General features: G+C 70.5%; 16 protein-coding genes. 8 read left to right on the forward strand and 8 right to left on the reverse strand.

The genetic code is table 11. The features are described 5' to 3' along the window. Positions 1–45: 45 nt before the first annotated feature. Together AB0M99_RS21790 and AB0M99_RS21795 are read right to left on the reverse strand one after the other, a co-directional pair. Positions 46–1,152: a serine hydrolase domain-containing protein gene (locus tag AB0M99_RS21790; protein WP_365922806.1), complete on the reverse strand. Its 1,107-nt coding sequence runs from the start codon at positions 1,150–1,152 to the stop codon at positions 46–48. Positions 1,153–1,197: 45 nt separating this feature from the next. Continuing rightward, the gene (locus AB0M99_RS21795) at positions 1,198–2,769 is read right to left on the reverse strand and encodes an alpha/beta hydrolase (protein ID WP_365922808.1); all 1,572 of its coding nucleotides are present in this window, start codon (positions 2,767–2,769) and stop codon (positions 1,198–1,200) included. A 765-nt stretch (positions 2,770–3,534) separates the two neighbouring features. On the opposite strand from AB0M99_RS21795, the gene AB0M99_RS21800 reads away from it, so the two are divergent. Together AB0M99_RS21800 and AB0M99_RS21805 are read left to right on the forward strand one after the other, a co-directional pair. Then, positions 3,535–4,893, forward strand: coding sequence for an alpha/beta fold hydrolase (locus tag AB0M99_RS21800; RefSeq protein WP_365922810.1), 1,359 nt, complete (start codon positions 3,535–3,537; stop codon positions 4,891–4,893). Beyond that, complete coding sequence (locus AB0M99_RS21805) at positions 4,893–6,485, forward strand: alpha/beta hydrolase (RefSeq protein WP_365922812.1); 1,593 nt, start codon at positions 4,893–4,895, stop codon at positions 6,483–6,485. Before AB0M99_RS21800 ends, AB0M99_RS21805 begins: the two co-directional genes overlap by 1 nt. A gap of 381 nt (positions 6,486–6,866) precedes the next feature. Here AB0M99_RS21805 and AB0M99_RS21810 read toward each other — a convergent pair whose 3' ends face one another. The 6 genes from AB0M99_RS21810 to AB0M99_RS21835 form a co-directional block, all read right to left on the reverse strand. Next, on the reverse strand, positions 6,867–7,070 hold the full coding sequence (locus tag AB0M99_RS21810) for a hypothetical protein (RefSeq protein ID WP_365922814.1): 204 nt from the start codon (positions 7,068–7,070) through the stop codon (positions 6,867–6,869). After that, positions 7,067–7,408, reverse strand: coding sequence for a hypothetical protein (locus tag AB0M99_RS21815; protein ID WP_365922816.1), 342 nt, complete (start codon positions 7,406–7,408; stop codon positions 7,067–7,069). Before AB0M99_RS21815 ends, AB0M99_RS21810 begins: the two co-directional genes overlap by 4 nt. Then, positions 7,405–7,542 carry a hypothetical protein gene (locus AB0M99_RS21820; protein ID WP_365922818.1) on the reverse strand — a complete coding sequence of 46 codons (138 nt, stop codon included), beginning with the start codon at positions 7,540–7,542 and terminating at the stop codon, positions 7,405–7,407. The genes AB0M99_RS21815 and AB0M99_RS21820 overlap by 4 nt, the downstream gene beginning before the upstream one ends. Before the next feature lie 19 nt (positions 7,543–7,561). After that, the gene (locus tag AB0M99_RS21825) at positions 7,562–8,593 is read right to left on the reverse strand and encodes a crosslink repair DNA glycosylase YcaQ family protein (protein WP_365922820.1); all 1,032 of its coding nucleotides are present in this window, start codon (positions 8,591–8,593) and stop codon (positions 7,562–7,564) included. A 116-nt stretch (positions 8,594–8,709) separates the two neighbouring features. Next, positions 8,710–8,865 (reverse strand): alpha/beta hydrolase, encoded by a 156-nt coding sequence (locus tag AB0M99_RS21830; RefSeq protein WP_365922822.1) that lies wholly within the window; start codon positions 8,863–8,865, stop codon positions 8,710–8,712. Positions 8,866–9,234: 369 nt separating this feature from the next. Further along, positions 9,235–10,764, reverse strand: coding sequence for a serine hydrolase (locus tag AB0M99_RS21835; RefSeq protein WP_365922824.1), 1,530 nt, complete (start codon positions 10,762–10,764; stop codon positions 9,235–9,237). Positions 10,765–10,934: 170 nt separating this feature from the next. Here AB0M99_RS21835 and AB0M99_RS21840 point away from each other — a divergent pair, with 170 nt between their 5' ends. The 6 genes from AB0M99_RS21840 (at position 10,935) to AB0M99_RS21865 (ending at position 16,703) form a co-directional block, all read left to right on the forward strand. Further along, entirely contained in the window at positions 10,935–11,246 is a 312-nt protein-coding gene (locus AB0M99_RS21840; protein ID WP_365922826.1) for a hypothetical protein, read from the forward strand. Positions 11,247–11,725: 479 nt separating this feature from the next. Beyond that, a complete protein-coding gene (locus AB0M99_RS21845; RefSeq protein ID WP_365922828.1) occupies positions 11,726–12,460 on the forward strand; it encodes a type IV toxin-antitoxin system AbiEi family antitoxin in 735 nt (244 codons plus the stop codon). Next, complete coding sequence (locus AB0M99_RS21850; RefSeq protein WP_365922830.1) at positions 12,457–13,227, forward strand: hypothetical protein; 771 nt, start codon at positions 12,457–12,459, stop codon at positions 13,225–13,227. Before AB0M99_RS21845 ends, AB0M99_RS21850 begins: the two co-directional genes overlap by 4 nt. Positions 13,228–13,844: 617 nt before the next feature. Beyond that, positions 13,845–15,740, forward strand: coding sequence for an NAD-binding protein (locus AB0M99_RS21855; RefSeq protein ID WP_365922915.1), 1,896 nt, complete (start codon positions 13,845–13,847; stop codon positions 15,738–15,740). 122 nt (positions 15,741–15,862) lie between these two features. Beyond that, positions 15,863–16,042: a hypothetical protein gene (locus AB0M99_RS21860; protein ID WP_365922831.1), complete on the forward strand. Its 180-nt coding sequence runs from the start codon at positions 15,863–15,865 to the stop codon at positions 16,040–16,042. Positions 16,043–16,142: 100 nt separating this feature from the next. Then, positions 16,143–16,703 (forward strand): DM13 domain-containing protein, encoded by a 561-nt coding sequence (locus AB0M99_RS21865; RefSeq protein ID WP_365922833.1) that lies wholly within the window; start codon positions 16,143–16,145, stop codon positions 16,701–16,703. Positions 16,704–16,738: the final 35 nt, after the last annotated feature.

Below are 16,738 nucleotides of genomic sequence, written 5' to 3' on the forward strand. Positions count from 1 at the left end.
GCCTCATGGCAGCGCGCTGGTCCGGGAGCGGCATGCCCCTCCGCATCATGTGGTCCAGATGTCCAGCAACTGGTTTGCCGCACTGAAGTTGTCGGGTGCTTCCGTGTTGCACACGACGGTGACGGCCGTACTGCGGTCAGGGCTCACCTTGAAGGTGCTGTGGAATTGCTCCCAGTCGCCGCGGTGCACCAGGCTCTTGTCCGGGAGGAGGAGGATTCCGGCCCCGTACCACCCTTCGTCGATGCCGCGCGGGCGCAGGACGTCACCCACACTCACCGCTCCCTCCGTGACTCCGGTGAGCAGCTCGGGTCCACCGACACGGCCAGTGCGGTAGTTGTCGGCCCAGCGGACGAACTCCCCAGGAGTGGTTTGGATGGAGCCGTCTCCGTACTGCTTCCAAGGGGAGGAGTTGACGGTGAACGAGCCGTCCTTCTCGTCGTACGACTTCGCCTTGCCGGGAACGTCCGCCGCCGGGGACAGGGTCATGCGCAGGCGAAGCGGGGCGAAGAACTCCTGTTGGAGGAAGGCCGGGAACGGCTTGCCCGTGACCCTCTCCGCGACATGCGCCAGGAGGACGTAGTTGGAGTTGGAGTAGGAGAAGCTCTTCCCTGGGGGAGTTTCCGGCTGCGAGGCGAGGATGGCCGCGATCGCTTCCTTCTGGCCGGCCGGATCCGTCAGTCCGATGCCCTTGGCCTCCAGCAGATCCTGGTAGTCGGTGATGCCGCTGGTGTGGTGCATCAGGTCGCCCATCGTGACGTCGCTCGCCCAGGCGGGCGGGTCGTCGAGGTACTTGGACAGGGGGTCGGTCAGCGCGAGTTGGTTCCGCCCGGCCAGCAGAAGGATGGCGTCTGCCGTGAACTGTTTGGAATTGGACGCCATGTCGAAAACCGTCGTCGGCGTGATGGCTCGCCCGGTCGCCAGGTCTGCCTTCCCCCTCCCCGCCTCCCAGACGACGTTGCCCCGGCTGCCGACTGCCGCAGCACAGCCCGGGCCGTCCGAAGAAGGCACCAGTTCCTGGAGAACTCCTGCGCTGCGCTTCTCGCGGTCGTCGCCGGCCGCGTGTGCCTGAGAGCTCGGGATGCCTGCCAGCGCAACCGCGACCACGGCGGCCCCGGCGGTGCACAAAGACGCCAACCGATTCACGTGAACCACCTTCCCTCTCTACCTGGTACGACCTCTACCTGGTACGACGTCGGATCAAGGGCCGATCTCGAATTTCGGGGGCTCTACGTCCTTGATGCAGCCGGTGTCCGGGGCAGTCGGGGTGGTGAAGAAGGAGGCGGCGATGGATTGGGCGCACTTCGACGTGGCGAGGACGACGTGGGGGCTGTACGGGATGGTGACGACGGTGGCCCCGGGCAGGGTGCGGGCCACGTACGTGCCGCTCTCGGCACCGGTCTGGGAGTCGATTCCGCCCGACATGACGAGGGTGGGGATGTCACTGCTGGTGACGTCCCGGACCTGACGCGGGGCCGCGGGGATGTCCCAGACGGCGCAGTCCTGGCGGATGAAGGTGAGTTGGGGGGCCTGGGCCAGTACCGAGCGGGGGAGGGTGGGGAAGGCCGCCTCCGCACCGCGCATGGACTCCGCCTCTGTCTCGTACGGCACCCACTCGCTGCAGAACACGCCGTACTCGAGGCCGTGGGAGATCCGGCCGAAGATCTCCGGGGTGACCCTGCTGGCCGCCCACTGCTCAGCGACCCGCTGCGGGTTGCCGTGGGCCAGTTCGTCGAGGGAGCGGGGGACGCCGGGAGCCATGTGGGTGGCGGTGGTCATCCAGTTCATCAGCGCTCCGCCGTCCAGGACGACCTTCACCGGGTCAGGGCTGCCGGGGGTCGTGACGGTGGTGGTGACCGGCTTGGCGGTGAGCTGACGGACCATTCTTTCGAAGGTGGCCGACAGGTTCGGGTAGCGGTCGTTGCATTCCTGCTGCTCCGCGCAGGCCTTGAACAGGCCGTCGATGCCTTGCCGGGCGCTGCTCCAGGCCAGCGCGAATCCTGCCTTGGACGGTGGCAGGACGCCGTCGAGGCCGACAGAGCGGATCCCCTCCGGGTGGTCGCGCATGTACTGGAGCGCCAGGTCGGTGCCGTAGGAGATGCCGTACACGTTCCATTGCGGGATGTCCAGTGCGCGGCGCAGGTCGGCGTAGTCGGATGCGCTCTCGATGTCGTTGTAGGCGCTGAGGTCGGCGCGGCCTACCAGTTGGTCGCGGCAGCTCTTGATGGCCGCGAGGTGCTCGCGCGCGGTGGACGGAGCGTTGTAGACGAGGCCGACGGCTCGTGCCTCGAACTCGTCGATATTGCGGCAGGTGAGCTCCGGTTGGGCAGAGTAGGTGCCCCGCTGGGACATGAGGACCACGTCCCGGTCGCGGTTCAGGCCGCCGTCGACGGCCATCTTCGCCTGGCTGACGGCGTCGTTGCCGGGCCCGCCGACGAGCATCACGGTCGGATCGGGTTTCGGATCGTCCGCGACCGCCGGCACGATCGCGACACCCAGGGTGATCTCCCGGCTGTCCGCCTCGGCGCGGTTCTCGGGCACGGTGAGCGTGCCGCACCGGGCGTTCTCCAGCTCGGGGATCGGCTCCGGCGTCCTCGGGCAGGGGCCCGGCTCGTAGCGGGCGTCGCCCACGGTGCGGGCGACTGTGCCGCTCGCTCCTCCGGGCGTCTCCCCGTGCGCACTCGCGGGCGCGGCGAGGAGGCCGGTGACAAGGATTCCGGTTGCCGCCGCGACCGACCTGGCGCGCAGCCGGGGAATGTGCGGGCGTGTCATCTGGTTCTCCCGGTCACTTCGGGGTGATGGTGAACGGTTCCCACCCGAGGCCCGCGACGCGCTGCACACCGTCGATTCGGCAGCGCCGCGGGAAGCGTGACGCTGGTGCCGGTCGGCGTCTGCCGTGGGCCGCCAGGACGGGAGGGTCTCAGCCTCCCCGTGGCCCGAATCCCGATGACAGAAGCTGTGCTCCGCCACCGGCACGTACGTAATCAACGTTACCGGGTGGCCGGTGGGAGCGCACAAGGACGGGAGGCGAGCCTCGGCTGACGGTGCACCACAGTCGCACGGGGACGGGCTCGTGAGCAGGAGACGAGGGCTGCTCCGAGTGGCGCTCACGAGTGGCAGGCGTCTGACCACGAACAAAGACTGGCCTACGCGGTCGCCGCCGCCTGAAGCGTACGGGGACCGGCGGAGCCGCCCAGCATCGTCGTCAGCCTCGGCACGCCGAGGCGGTCAGAGAGACGGGATCACATGGCGAAACACGGCATCAGAACGGGCCGCCCACCGTTCGCTCGCGAGAGCGGCAGGTCCGTACGGAGGAGGGCGCAGCGCTGGTACGCACCGCGAGGCCTCCGGCGGTCACCCACCGGGGCGGCGCTCGCCGCGGCCGGTCTGGCGTTCCTCGGCGTAGTCGGCCCGACAGCGGGCAGTGCCGCGGCCCTCCCCCTCACCGGGCCCCGCCCGGGAGAGCCGGCGCGGTTCGTGCCCGGTCCCTGCCCGGCGGCGCCTGAGCCGATCCCCGGACGGTGCGGGTTCCTGGAGGTGCCCGAGAACCGGGCTCACCACGGCGGACGGACCATCAAGCTGCCTGTTGCCATCATTCCGGCCACGACGGCGAAGCCGACCGAGGACCCGGTGGTCTTCATGGACGGGGGGCCCGGCGACAACGCGTTCGGGGCCATCCCGTACCTGCTCGACGCCGGCGTGAACCGGCATCGTGAACTGATCATCATGAACCAGCGCGGCACGCTCCACTCACAGCCGAGCCTCGCCTGCCCGGAGATCGACCGGTTCAACGCGGACGCCGTGGGGCTGCCCTGGGACGCGCCCTCGACCGGGCGGCTCCAGGTGCGTGCCGCCAAGGAGTGCCGGGACCGTCTGGCGGCCGAAGGCATCGACCTGAGCGCCTACAACACCATCGAGAACGCCGCGGACTTCGCCGCCCTGCGCCAGGCCCTGGGAATCCACCGGTGGAACGTCTACGGATACTCCTACGGCACCGAGCTGGCCCTCACCTACCTGCGCCTGCACCCCAAGGGCATCCGCACGGTGACGCTCGACTCGGTCGTACCTCCGCAGATCGTGAGCCTGCCCTGGGCCTGGGACAGCGCCCGGGAGGGGATCGAAGCGATCTTCGACGCGTGCGCGGCACAGCCCGAATGCAAGCGCCGCTACCCCGACCTCCCGGGCACGCTGACGGAGCAGGTCCGGCGGCTTGAGGCGAACCCCCTGACGGTGACGGTGGAGCGGCCGGGGGGAGCGGACCCCGTGAAGGTGGTCCTCGACGGGGGCACGCTGTTCAACGTGCTGGTCACCGACGGAGGCGCCCTGGCCGCCGTCGACTTCCCCGCGGCGCTCTACGAACTCGCCGAGGGAAACCCGGACCGCCTCGCTCGCGCCCGCGCCGGCAGCGCGACGCCCGTCATCGGAGTGTTCGCCCACGGGTTGACGAACTCGGTGGCCTGCGCCGAGTGGGTGCCGGGCTTCTCGGAGCGCGACGTGCTGAAGGCCGGACGCCGGGCCTTCCCCGGATGGCCGGACACGGTGCTGGCCCAGCCGCCGCAGCTGAACTTCCAGCACGACATCTGCCGCGCCTGGGACGTCCCGGACCGCACCGCCCTCACGCGCGTGGCCACGCACAGCAAGGTGCCGACGCTCATCGTCTCCGGGACGTTCGACATGAAGACCGGGGCGAGCTGGGGGCAGTTCACGGGCCGCACGCTGCCCCGCTCGACCGCCGTGCAGATTCCCGGGATCGGCCACGGGGTGATCCTGCAGTCGCCGTGCGCCCAAAGCGTCCTGGCTTCGTTCCTCGCGCTTCCAACCGCCCCCGACACCGGGTGCGTGGCAGGACTCGAACCGAAACCGTTCACGGTCATCCCCGACCTGGAGCGCCAGTGATGTCTTTCAACCCGCCCCGGCACCGAGGCGCCTCGCGCGGACTCCCGGCCACGCTTGCCGGGGTCACGGCCACCGCCCTCGCCCTCGGTCTCGCGGCGGTACCCGCACGAGCCGGGACCGGCGCAGACCCCCTCGGCACGGTCGCCCGCAAGGTGGGCGACGCCCGCTACGAGCCGGGCCCCTGCCCGAGGACGGCGGACCCGATGCCCGACCTGGAGCGCGCCCGCTGCGGAACGCTCACCGTCCCCGAGAAGCGCTCGCGGCACAAAGACAAGGGAAAGAAGATCACCCTCGCCGTCGCGATCATCCCCGCGGTCACGAGCAGACCGGCGCCCGACCCGATCGTGTGGCTCGCCGGCGGGCCCGGCGACGACGCGGTCTCCGAGATCCCGATGGCGCTCGCCGGCGGCCTGAACCGCGACCGGGACGTGATCTTCATGTCCCAGCGCGGCACGTACTCGGCCGACCCGCAGCTCACCTGCCCGAACGTCGACCTGTTCAACGTGCGCGCCCTGGACCTCGTCTTCGGTGCGCCGTCCACCGGGCGTCTGCACGTAGAGGAGACGCGGAAGTGCCGCGACGAGCTGGTGAGCCGCGGGGCCGACCTCAGCGCCTACAACGACACCGAGAGCGTCGCCGACTACGACGGCCTGCGCAAGACACTCGGCGTCAAGCAGTGGAACCTGTTCGGCATCTCCTACGGCACCGACCTGGCCCTCCAGTACATGCGCCTGCAGCCGAAGGGCCTCCGGTCGGTCGGCATCGACGGCATCCTGCCGCCCTCCCTGGGAGGCGGGGCGGTGACCTGGAAAGCCGCGCGCGAGGGCTTCGACGGCATCTTCAAGGCCTGCGCGGACCAGCCCGCCTGCAACACCCGCTATCCGAACCTCAAGGCTACCTTCGAGCGCCTCGTCAGTGAGCTCGAAGCCCGTCCGGTCACCACCACCGTCACGGTCCCGGGCCAGCCCGAGCCGGTGAAGGTCGTACTGGACGGCGGAGTCCTGGTGACCTGGCTGACCTTCGCCAGCCACCTCGCGGCCGGGGTGCCCCGCTCCATCGACGAACTGGCCCACGGCAACCCGCAGCGGATCGCCGAGCAGTGGGCGGGCGGAAAGTTCAGCCCGCAGGCCATCGGGAGGGTCTCCCACGGTCTCACCTTCGGCCTCTTCTGCAGCCAGTGGACACCGTACGAGAGTGAGGCCGACGTGCTCCGGGCAGGCAGGCGGCTGTTCCCGACGTTTCCCGACTCTGTGCTGGCCAATGCCCCGCTGCTCGCCTGGCTGCACGACGACTGCCGTGCCTGGGACATCCCCCCGGCGCCGCGCTCGATCCGGGACGTGACGTACAGCGACATCCCGACGCTCGCCCTGTCCGGCGGATTCGACGCCCAGACCGCGCCGAGCAGCGGGCCGTATGTCGCCCGCACGCTGAGCCGCTCCCACGTCGTCACGGTCCCCTACGTCGCCCACGTCGTCTTCGCCGACTCGCGGTGCGCGCAGACGATCACCACTTCCTTCTTCGCCCGCCCGGAAGACCCGGACACCAAGTGCCTCGCAGGGCTCCAACCGCCTCAGTTCGAGATCGCGCCGTAGCAGCCGACCGCTGCAAGCGCCCGAGCCCACGGGCGCCGCCGACTGCGATCGGCGGGCGCCTAGGAGGCGCGGGCGCCGTGTGAGCGGAGGGCGGTGCGGACGCGGCGCGGTGGTGTGGCAGCAATCCGACTTCCCGATGGGGGAGTTATGACACGCGAATGGCACGCACACCATGAGAGGTCTGGACGACAAACCAGCCCCAGGTCGCTGACCTGGGGCTTTGTCGTGGAGTGGCTTTCGGTGATGTCGAAAGGCTGCCCGATGCGGCGGACGCCTACGGCGTCGGCGATGCGTTGGGCGAGGGCCTCCACCTGGTCGCGGTGCTCCTTCAGCATGTCGCCGACAACCCATACCGTGCCGGGTTCGTACTCCCGGGTCCAGTCACTCACGCGGCCGCGCCACCCGGCGGGAGCGTTGAGGGGTGCCGGGCCAGGCCCGGAAGGCGAAATAAGGGTCCTCGGCGGTGACCAGTTCGGCTCGGATGCCGTCGATCAGGTCGCGTACCGGCTTGGGCAGGGAGTCGCGGGTGGTCCGGGCCGTATCGACCCAGTCCATCTGCCAGGGCGGCCCCATGAAGTCGCTCACTGGCCGGGCTCCGCCTTCCCGGCCTCGCGCCGAAGGTGCGCGGCCTGCGTGAGTAGCTGCGTGGCTTCGGCATTCGTCGTTGCGTCGGCTGCCCGGTTTTCCAGGTCGTGGATGTGCCGGTCGAGCGCGGGATCGCGGGCGATGGCGAACTCGGCCCACCACTGGGCGAGGAACGCCGGTACCGGGGCGATGTCGTGCGCGTCGCCGATGGCCCACTTCCAGTGGGTGTCGAAGTCGGCGAGGAGCTGCGGTGTGTGCTCGGCGATCGCGGCGCGCAACGCCTTCGTGTTCCGCTCGGGCATGGGCGGGATGCCGGACGGCCTGTAGGCGGTCGTCATGCCGCCACCTCCTCGGTCTCGGTGGCCTGGGCGGCCTGCTTGGCCTTGTAGGCGGCGGCGAGGGTGGATGCGTACTGGGGTGTCCACTCCATGTGCCTGGCGACGGCCGGCGCTCCGCCGCGGCCGAGGTCCACGGCGATACGCCCCGCGGTCTCACGGAAGTGCGCGGCGGCGGCGTCGGCGGCTTTCTTCGCCCGGTCCAGTTCGTGCTTCTGCGCGTCCGTGAGAGCGGCCTGCGGGGCTCGGGTGCGGAGCTTGTCGGTCATGGGAGGAGTGTGTACCCCACGCCAATAAACCACAATGCAGACTTGATGTTAAGGGAGCCGCTCGAAAGAGCTGATCTTGGATCGCTGCATAGACAACAGCAGGCCGGGCGTGTCCGGGGCCGCTGGTCAGGTCGACGTCGACGGCGGCTGTGGCAGCGAGGGCCGTACGGGTGTCGGTCAGGGGCCAGCCGGTCCACCACTTGAGGTCTTCGGTGGTGGCGGGGCCGAATGCCTGAAGGTAGGCGGTGGCGAGTTCGGCGCGGGCCTGGTCGGCCGGGAGTTCGGGGTGGGGTTCGGCGATGGTCCAGCGGAACTGGGAGGAGGCCCAGGTGCCCAGGGGGCGGCCGCGGCGGATGCGGCCTTCGGCGGCGAGGACGGACAGGACCCGGCTGGTCAGACGCGGCCTGGACTCGTACGGTTTGCCGGCTGCGACGACGGTCCGCTCGCGCAGCTGCGGTACGGCGTCGGCGAGCTGGGTCGCGGACGCCTCACCGCGCTCGGCGAGCGCGGCCAGGACGGCCTGCTCGGCGGCCCTCAGCCAGCGCGCGTCATGGCCGAGCTGTGCGTTCAGGACCTTGAGGAGGTCTCTGCGTTCGCGGGCCGCGACGGTGCGTGCGGTGGAGGCGTCGACGACGGGTGCCAGGTGGCGGGGGACGACGAACATGGTGCGGCGCATGCACAGCATCCGCACCAGGGTGCGGTCGGTGTAGAGGGCCCGTTCGGCCTCGGCGAGGGACGGGGCGGCCAGGCGGGCGGCGAGGCTGAGGTGGACGCTGGCCGGGTCCGTGGCGTGCAGGGCGAGCACGGCGTCGACGGCCTGCTCGGGGGTGGCTGCGCGGGTCGCGGGGGTGAGCAGGTGCCGGGTGGTGAGCAGGTGTCGCCGGTGCTCGTCGGTGATCTTCGGCCGTATCGGGGTCATGGCAGTCGCCCGGCGACCGCGGTCGCCGGGTGGGTGTCCCTTCGGATCGGGGCGGACGGAGCGGCACCGCCCCGGGGCTCGGTGGTGTCCCGGGGCCGTGCTGGTGGTGGCAAGGGTCAGCCGTCGATGGCCGCGAGCCACTCGGTCAGCAGCTTGCTGATCTCTTCGGGGCGTTCCTGCTGGAGCCAGTGGCCTGCGCCGTCGAGGATGTGGGTGGTGTGGATATTCGGCATCGTGTGCTCGAACGCCTTGATGACCTCGCCCTGCATCATGACGGTGCCGTCCAGTGCGCCGCCGATGAACAGCGAGGGCTGGGTGATCGGCGCCGGTCACGTGATCGGGCAGACCACCGAGGACTGCGGCCGGGGCAACTCCTGCCCGGCCCCGGCGCCCGACCCGGCGGTCGGCTCCCCGCGTGGCGGGCGGGCTCTCGCTACCGGGCCGGCAACTGGCGCCCTTGGTGTGGTGGGGGGGCCGCCGTCTTCAGGCTGGCGAATGCGCGGAACCGTGCCGAAGTGTGGAGATGCCCGCTCGCGCCGGAGAGGTCACCGACCTTGGCGAGGCCCGGGACATCGACGGCGAGATCAGCCGCATCAGAATTGCTGCCGTCGTTGAGGCGGGCCGACCGGGCGGCTGCCCGGTCAGGAGGCGCGGGTGAAGGTGCCGAGCCCGCTGTAGTCCAGGTACTCGACGCGGACCGTGTCGTTCTTGAAGGTCACCCCGGTCAGGCCCACCGCCATCTCGCCGGTGGTCCGGAGGCTGAAGACGTCGCCGTCGTAGTGGGTGAGCGGGAAGTCCATCGCCTTCGGGCCGAGCTTGAGGGTCAGGCCGCCGTCAGCCGTCTTGGCGACCGTCAGCCGGCCGTAGTACGGGTTGTCGTAGGTGCCGGTGTACGCGTCGTCGGTACGGGCGGGCTTGGCGTCGGCCGGCGGCTTGCCGTAGTCCGTCTTCGATTTGCCGGTGTTCAGTTGCTCGTCGTACGCCTTCGCCACCACCGGCAGCCAGTCGCGGGTGGGCGCGCCGTGTTCGACGGTGTCGAGGAAGTTGATGGCCACGGTGTCGGCCGCGCCGATCGGAGCCGCGTTGGTGAGCACCACGACGCCCAGCTTCTCGGCCGGCAGCATCACCACGGAGCTGTTGGTGCCCAGTTCGAAGGCGCCGGAGTGGCTCAGCCGCAGGCGGCCCTGGTCGTCGTACCTGACGTTCCAGCCCAGGCCGTAGAAGCCGGGGGAGGCGTCCGGGGTGGCGGGCGGCTGGGCGATCGCGTGCGGGAGGTACGTGGTCGCCAGGCCCTCGGCGTTGATGATGCGCTTGCCGTCCAGCTCGCCGCCACCCAGCTGCAGGCGCACGAAGCGGGCCATGTCGCGGGCGGTGGAACTCACCCCGCCGGCCGGCGACTGCAGGTCCGGCTGCCGGACGAACTGTGGCTTCCAACTACCGTCGCTTTGCTTGACGTGGGTCAGGGCTCGGTCGGCGGCGTGCTCGTAGTCGCTGAACAGGTTGCTGGTGCGTGTCATGCCGGCCGGCTTGTAGAGCGTGTCGGCGGCGAGCTCGGCCCAGGACGCGCCCTTGTCCCGCGCGACGGCCTCGGCTGCGGCGGTGAGGCCGAAGTTGGTGTAGGCGTAGCTGGCCCGGAACGGCGACAGCGGCTCGTACTTCAAGTGGGACAGGATGTACGACTGGTCGAAGCCGAGGTCCTCCAGCATGTCGCCGGCGTGGTCCGGCAGGCCCGAACGGTGCGAGAACAGGTCCGCAGCGGTGACGTGTTCGCTGACCCAGGGGTCCTTGAGCCCGATCCCGGTCAGCGGCTTGTCCCAGCCGGCCGCGCCGAGCACCTGGGCGAGGACCGTGGCGGAGACGGGCTTGGAGACCGAAGCGATCTGGAAGACCGTGTCCGGGCCGATCCGCCCGCTCTGCTCGGTGCTGCGCACGCCGAAGCCCTTGAGGTAGACCACGTCGTCGCCGTGCACCACGGCGACCGCGACACCGGGGATCCCGGTACGGTCCATGACGTCCTTGACCTGGGCGTCGAGCCGGTCGATCGCCTTGGCGACGCTCTGGTCGTCGATCTCGCCCGCCGTGGAGGGACTCGGTGTCTCGGCGGCCGACGCTACGGGAAGTCCTGCGGCGGTACCGGCCGCCCCGGCCGCCAGGACGAGCCCGACGGCCATGGCAACCCCCCCGCGCCTGTGTCCGTACCACATGTTTCCATTGAACGCCGGTGGCGGCGGTGGCGCGCGTCGGGTGGCCGCCCCTCTCACAGGCCGGCGATGCGGTCGGACATCCACTGCTCCGGGACGACCGGCGGCTGTCGGGTGGCGGTTACAGCCAGGTGCGCTTCTTGGAGCTGGAGTTCCGGCACGGTCTCGAAGTCCATGCCGCCGGGGCCGACGTGTTGATCACATGGAACCTCGCCGACTTCCCCGCAAGCGACTTGGCTGAGCGCGGAGTACGGGTGATCGACCCGGACTCGTATCTGTGTGAGCTGTACGGCGAGTTGCCGCATGAGGCGGTGGAGACGGTGGTCCGGCTCGCCGAAGAGAAGCGCAACCCGCCAGTCACGATCGACGACGCCGTCGCCCGACTTGTGAAAGCCGGCTTGCCGCGCTTCGCGGACCTTCTGACGCGTCACCTTGGGCACCGCGCGAGGTGACGCGGGCGTGCTTTGGTGCACAGGTCGTGCGCGACGCCCGAAAAGGTATAGACAATGAACAAGCCCCAGGTCGTTGACCTGGGGCTTTGTCATGGAGCGGATGACGGGAATCGAACCCGCGCTGGCTCGGGCGGTACGTACTTCCGACACCCGTGGTGACCTCTGTTGACCGCCGTGAAGGGCAGGCTCAGGGCACGTCGCCGGCCCGCGTCCGGGCGAGGCGCCGCCGGGCGCGTCTTTGGCGGTCTCACCCACCTGCACATGAGTGGTGTTGCGTGTGTAAGTGGTGTTCGTTCTGACGTCGAGGGTTGGCGATCTGCGTGATCGGCTCGGTGCGCGGTCGCCTGACCTCGCTGCGCATCGCTGGATTGCGGGTTATCTCCTGAGCTCGGGAGATTTGACGCAAGGCGAGGCGTCGGTGGATGATTATTGCGTCTTCCCTCCCGATCTCGGGATGGAAGGCGAAAGGAGGAGGCGCTATGGACCTGCTGTCGGTGCATGAAGCGGCTGTAGCCCTGGATGTCGACGATTCACGCATTCGTCAGTTGCTGCGTGATGGGAGACTCCTGGGGCGGAGGGTCGGCGGGCGTTGGCTCGTCGATGGGGCTGCTGTCCGGGACCGCAGGGAGCGCGGCGCCCGCCCTGGGCGTCCGATGTCGGCCCGCAACGCATGGGGTCTCCTGGCGGTGCTGGCAGGCCAGGTCCCCACGGGGCTGTCCGATGCGGAGAAGTCCCGTCTTGTGGCGCGGCTGCGCAATTTGGCCGTCCACGACCAGCTGCCTGTCGTGCGCCTGCGGGAACTCCTTGAGGCGCGGGCGGAAACGCGCCGGTACCGGGTGCACTCGGGCATGCTGCAGGCAATCCTGGCTCACCCGGACGTGGTGCGGGCCGGCGTGAGTGCCACCGGGGATGTGGGTGCCGACTATGTGGCGCCAGGGCGGGCCGAGGTCTATGCGCTTCCCGACAGCGTGGGCGAGCTGGAGGCGGCGTTCGGCATGGTCCGTGATCACGACCGGGGCAACTTGGTGGTTCGCATTCCTCCTGCTGACGCGTGGCCTTTCCTTACATCGTTCACGCAAAAAGGTGCCGCGCCTTCCTCCGTGGTGGCTGCCGACCTGCTCGACATTTATGAGGATCGCGCAAACGCGGCCGCGGTTGGGCTTCTGCGCCCGCTCCTGGCCCATTACCCGCAACCTGGGGGTCGACGATCGTGACCGCTGCCGTACCTCACGTCCGGCTGGGGTCCGACCTGTTCACCGGCCCGCTGTCGGAGTTGTGGACCGTGTTGCTCGATCTGTCGGAGCAGGTGCCGAGTGCCTGGTCGCTCATTGGCGGGCAGATGGTGCTCCTGCATGGGCTGGAGCACGGACGGACCCCGCCGGCGGCCAGTGCGGACCTGGATGTGCTGGCCGACGTGCAGTCCGACCAGCAGAGCCTGCGCCGCTTGGTAGCCGCGCTGGAGCGGCTCGGCTTCGTCCCCGCCGGCATGTCTCCGCAGGGCAACCTGCTCCATCGGTACCACCGGGGTGAAGAGCCGGGCCGACTCGTGGTGGATCTCCTGGCTCCCGACAATCTCGGGCCCCGGGCAGACCTCACGACAACTCCGCCTGGCCGCCCGCTGGAAGTGCCCGGAGGCCGTCAGGCCGCGCAGCGGACCCAGGCGGTACGGGTCCAACTGGGACCGCGTACCGGCCATATTCGCCGTCCCAGCCTACTGGGGGCGATCGTGGCCAAGGCGGCCGCAGTGAGCATCAAGACCGCTCCGCCGGACCGCCACTACCGCGACCTGGCCTTCCTGCTTTCACTGCCCGGCAACCCACTGGAACTCAAATCCCAACTCGACAAGGGCGACCGAAAGAAGCTCGCTCTGGCCGCTGCCCTGCACGATCCGTACCACGCTGCCTGGCATCAACTGCGGGACGATGATGCCCGAGCAGATGGCCAGGCCATGTTTGTGTTCCTGTCGCCTGCCGTGTCGTGAGGAAGGTCAAATCGAGACGGTGAGCCATGAGCCCGCTTTCCCCGTCCAAGCGAGCAGGAAAGGTGGTGCGCAGGTGGTGCGCGGCTCCCGAATCGGTCTAGACAACGACGAAGGCCCAGGTCTCTGACCTGGGCCTTCGTTCAAGAGCGGATGACGGGAATCGAACCCGCGCTATAAGCTTGGGAATCACTGCCGCCTGGACCAGTCGCATGGTGTGTGACCTGCGGTTTCCCTGTGTAGGGGGGCTTCTGGCGGGGTGCTCCCGGCACCCGTGGTGACCGTTGTTTACCGCCCTGAAGGGCACGGCTGGGGCACGTGCGCGGGATGCGGCGGGACAGGCGTTCCTCGACCCCGGCGGAACCGGTATTTCTGAGGTCCGGCCGTGGCGCCTGCGGGCGGGCGTTGCGGGCGCAAGCGATGCGTGGCCAAGGAGCAGAGAAGGAGATCCGAGACCACGGGGCTCTCGGGAAGGGCGAGGCCATCAATCTTTGGCTGTCATGGTGCGTGCCGTCCCCGGCGGTCCCTGCGGAGATCGGGGCAGCGTCATGACCACGGCAAGGCATCCTGGGGCCGTGCAGAATTCCGTGCAGTCTCAACTCCCTGATGCAGCGGGCCGGATGGTCGTCTGTGGTGATGACGGCTTGGCCCGGCGGCTGGCCGCCGAGCTTCAGGAGGTGTACCGGGAGCGGGTGACGCTCGTGGTGCCGGCCACCCGGGAGCCGCAGCTGACCGTGGGCCGGCGTGCCGGGCGTGGGCTCGGCCTGCTCGGACGGGTACCGGTCGCCAGGTCCCGGGTGGCCGAAGGGCAGCGGCAGGGCGTGCGTGAGCTGCGGATCCTGGAGGCGGTGGAGCCTGACGAGGAGGTGCTGGCCGCTGCGGGGGTGTCCGGGGCCGCCGCGCTGGCGCTCGTGTACGAGGACGACGACACGAACGTACGGGCCGCACTGGTGGCCCGGCGGCTCAATCCGCGGCTGCGGCTGGTGATCCGGCTGTACAACCGGAAGCTCGGCCAGCACCTGGAGGAGCTCCTCGACCAGGCGGCGATCGTCGCCGAGCCGGGGATCGACCTGCGCGAGCTGGACTCGTCGACGACCGTGCTCTCGGACGCCGATACGGCGGCCCCTGCTCTGGCTGCCAGTGCCGTGGCCGGGACCAGCAAGGTGGTGCAGGCGGACGGCCTGCTGCTGCGGGCGGTGGAGCGTACCCCTCCGGGGCGGGGCGAGGTGGCCGATCCGGGGCTGTGCACGCTGGCGCTGCTGTCGGCGACGTCCAGCGATCCGGCGGGCAGCGAGGGGGCCGAGCTCAGCGGCGACAGGGGTCCCCAACTGCTTCCCGACGACCGGGCGGTGGCCGCCGCGACCGGACGCGGGATCGTGGCTCTGGAGGCGGTCTCCCACGCCGCGCCCACGCCCTCGGGTACCCGGCTGGCCGCGGCGTCGCTGCCGGTGGCGTCCCTGTTCTCGCGGCGGCTGCGCTGGTCGCTGGCCGGTGTCGTCGGGGCGGTGGCGGCGCTCGCGGTGGCGTCCTGGGTGACCACCGGGGACCATCCGCTGCACGCCGCGTACATCACCCTGCTCGACATCTTCGCGATCAACGACCCGGCGGTGGGGGAGCCCGCCGAGCGCCAAACGCTCCAGATCCTGTCCGGGTTCGTCGGCCTGCTCCTGCTGCCCGTGCTGGTCGCGGCCGCGCTGGAGGGGCTCGGCGCGTTCCGTACGGCGACGGTCCTGCGCCGCCCGCCGCGCGGTCTGTCGGGGCACGTGGTGCTGCTCGGGGTGGGAAAGATCGGGGCCCGGGTGCTGGCGCGGCTGCGAGAGCTGGAGATCCCCGTGGTCTGCGTGGAGTCTGACCCCGAGGCCCGCGGCCTCGCCCTGGCCCGCCGCCTGCGCGTGCCCGTTGTGCTCGGGGACGTCACCGAGGAAGGTGTACTGGAGGCCGCCCGCGTCCACCGGGCGCGCACGCTGCTCGCCCTGACCAGCTCGGACACCACCAACCTGGAGGCGGCCCTGTACGCCCGTGCGGTCAAGCCGGATCTCAGGGTCGTGCTGCGGCTGTACGAGGACGACTTCGCCACCGCCGTCTACCGCACGCTGCGCGCCGCCCACCCGGCGGCCCTCACCCGCAGCCGCAGCGTCACCCACCTCGCCGCGCCCGCGTTCGCCGGCGCGATGATGGGCCGGCAAATCCTCGGTGCGATACCGGTGGAGCGCCGGGTCCTGCTCTTCGCCGCCGTCGAGGTGGCCGGGCACCCGCAGCTGGAGGGCCGGACCATCGCCGAATCCTTCCGGCCGGGGGCGTGGCGGGTGATCGCGCTGGACACCGCGGCCCCCCAGGACCGGCGCCCCGACCTCGCGACCGCGCTCGCGGACGGCAGCGGGCAGCGGCCCGGACTGGTGTGGCAGCTGCACCCCGGCTACGTCCTGCGCCCGGAGGACCGCGTCGTCCTCGCCGCCACCCGGCGGGGCCTGGCGGAACTGCTCGGGCGCGGGCATGACCGTACACCCAGGGTCTGACTCCGGGAGCGGCGCACGGCGGCGACAAGGAGCCTCGCGGTCCGCGCGGGGGCGGGACCTGTACCCCGCTCCGCAGCCGTGAGAGCCTGGGGCTACTGCCCTTCCTGCCAGGAGCCCTTCGCATGCCCCGACCTGCCCGGTCCGGCCCCGCGTCCCCCCTCTTCGCCTTCGGCGTGATCCTGACGGCGGCCGGCGCGGTGATGTACGTGCTGCCCGACAGCCCAGGCCTGCCGCTGCTCGGCCTTGGCGCGCTGGCCCTGGCGACCGCTGCCGCGGTGTGGAGTGCCGCCCGGCGGCGTTGAGGCCGTAAGGGAACCGTCATCCGCCAGGTCTGGCCGACCCCTGCGCCCACCCCGTTGAATACGGGCGAAGGCAGAATCGTGTGACGGTGAAGGAGCGGCAGTGCAGGACAGGAAGCGGCGCACAGGGCTGGCCATCGGCGGGCTGGTCACGGCCCTGGTGGTGCTGGCCGTCGGGCTGTACTGGTTCCAGCCGTGGAAGCTCTGGCAGGACGACACCGTCAACGACGCGCTGCCGACTGCCGCCGCCCCGGCTCCCACCTCCTCGCCCACGACAGCCGCAACCGCAGCCCCGTCCGCTCCTGCCGGACCGCAGACGCTCGCCCAGGGCTCCCTGATCAGCCACGAGCACGCCACCACGGGCACCGTGAAGCTCATCCGGCTCCCCGACGGCTCCCGCACCCTGCGGCTGGAGAACCTCGACACCAGCAACGGCCCGGACCTGCGCGTCTGGCTCACCGACGCCCCCGTGAAGGAGGGCAAGGACGGCTGGGACGTCTTCGACGACGGCAAGTACGTCAGCCTCGGCAAGCTCAAGGGCAACAAGGGCGACCAGAACTACGAGATCCCAGCCGACGTGAACCTCGCCGACTACACCAGCGTCACCATCTGGTGCGACCGTTTCAACGTGTCCTTCGGCGCGGCGGCCCTTCAGGCAGCATGACCCCTGCGAGCGGCCCGTGAGTGATGCCCGCGCCC

The organism is Streptomyces sp. NPDC051183, assembly GCF_040682455.1.
GTDB lineage: Bacteria > Actinomycetota > Actinomycetes > Streptomycetales > Streptomycetaceae > Streptomyces.

Excerpts from the sequence above, each read along its gene's own strand:
- AB0M99_RS21795 (WP_365922808.1), bottom strand. The coding sequence starts at position 2,769 with ATGACACGCCCGCACATTCCCCGGCTGCGCGCCAGGTCGGTCGCGGCG.
- AB0M99_RS21805 (WP_365922812.1), top strand. The coding sequence starts at position 4,893 with ATGTCTTTCAACCCGCCCCGGCACCGAGGCGCCTCGCGCGGACTCCCG.
- AB0M99_RS21815 (WP_365922816.1), bottom strand. The coding sequence starts at position 7,408 with ATGACGACCGCCTACAGGCCGTCCGGCATCCCGCCCATGCCCGAGCGG.
- AB0M99_RS21825 (WP_365922820.1), bottom strand. The coding sequence starts at position 8,593 with ATGACCCCGATACGGCCGAAGATCACCGACGAGCACCGGCGACACCTG.
- AB0M99_RS21830 (WP_365922822.1), bottom strand. The coding sequence starts at position 8,865 with ATGATGCAGGGCGAGGTCATCAAGGCGTTCGAGCACACGATGCCGAAT.
- AB0M99_RS21835 (WP_365922824.1), bottom strand. The coding sequence starts at position 10,764 with ATGGCCGTCGGGCTCGTCCTGGCGGCCGGGGCGGCCGGTACCGCCGCA.
- AB0M99_RS21845 (WP_365922828.1), top strand. The coding sequence starts at position 11,726 with ATGGACCTGCTGTCGGTGCATGAAGCGGCTGTAGCCCTGGATGTCGAC.
- AB0M99_RS21855 (WP_365922915.1), top strand. The coding sequence starts at position 13,845 with ATGGTCGTCTGTGGTGATGACGGCTTGGCCCGGCGGCTGGCCGCCGAG.
- AB0M99_RS21860 (WP_365922831.1), top strand. The coding sequence starts at position 15,863 with ATGCCCCGACCTGCCCGGTCCGGCCCCGCGTCCCCCCTCTTCGCCTTC.